Source organism: Anaerosacchariphilus polymeriproducens (assembly GCF_003363435.1).
Taxonomy (GTDB): domain Bacteria; phylum Bacillota; class Clostridia; order Lachnospirales; family Lachnospiraceae; genus Anaerosacchariphilus; species Anaerosacchariphilus polymeriproducens.
In genome coordinates, this window is sequence record NZ_QRCT01000017.1 from 1 (window position 1) to 1,198 (window position 1,198).

The 1,198-nt window shown below is 51.8% G+C and carries 1 protein-coding gene; it reads left to right on the forward strand.

The window, feature by feature from the left end; genetic code table 11:
• Positions 1–91 precede the first annotated feature (91 nt).
• Positions 92–1,198: Ig-like domain-containing protein (locus DWV06_RS07215; protein ID WP_205027754.1), on the forward strand; the 1,107-nt coding region annotated here is incomplete at its 3' end.

Below are 1,198 nucleotides of genomic sequence, written 5' to 3' on the forward strand. Positions count from 1 at the left end.
GGACAAGGTAGGGGAAAAGAGCAAAACAGTCAGTCCGAACGCGGTGATCATCGAATCTTTGGAGCAGCATCAGAAGGATGCGAAGCTTACCATGACGATTCCGGAGAAGGTGAATGGGAAAGACCAGGCAGGAAATGACCTGTACCAGAGAGATGTGACCGTGGACTGTGCGTTTGGCGACAGCCTTTCCGGTCTTGCCAAAGTGACCTATCAGGTGGAAGAAGTGGAGACCGGGACCGTGACGCAGGAAGAGACGATCGTCATTGAGGAAGACGGAACAATCCGTCAGGGAAGTGCGCAGATCGTAGAAAAGGATGAGAACCTGGTGACCGGGCTGTCAAAAAGTATAAAAGTGACGAACAACTGCAACAACATCAAAGTCCGTGCCGTATTGACCGACCGTGCCGGTTATGAAACAAGAGAGGAACGAACGTTTAGCATCGATAAGACGGCACCGGTCCTTGCCGTTACGTATGACAACAATTCCTATGATAAGGAATTTGAAGCGGAGACAGAGTATTACAAAGAAGGAAGAACGGCGACCATCACCGTGACGGAACGAAATTTCAACGAGGCAGATGCGAAGGTGACGGTGACAAACAGTGAGGGCAGTGCGCCTTCCATCAGCGGCTGGACGAAACATGAGAACCGCCAGGATCCGGATCAGACCACCTATACGGCGACCATCTTGTATCAACAGGAAGGGGATTATACGTTTGCCATGAGCTTTGAGGATCTGGCCGGGCATCAGGCGGCGGACATACCGCAGCAGAAGTTCACGGTCGATACGACGGCACCGGTCATGGAAGTTACGTATGACAATAATCAGGCCCAGAGTGAGACGTTTTATAAGGAAGGGCGAACCGCGACCGTGACCATAAAAGAGCACAACTTTGAGACCAGCCGTATCAAGACGGTATTGAAAGCTAAAGATGGAGGGGCGGCACCGGGCATCAGCAGCTTTACCAGCACCGGGGATGTCCATACGGCAAGCATCCGCTTTGAGGACGACCAGGTCTATACCTTTGACATCGATTATACCGACAAAGCTGGGAACCAGGCGGCAGACCTGCAGGAGATCACGTTCTGTGTGGACAAAACCAAGCCCGCTTTGACCGTAACGGGAATCAAGAACCATTCGGCCAACAGCGGAAGGGATGCAGATAAAAAAGAGACGAACGTAGGCTTTGTCCTAGAG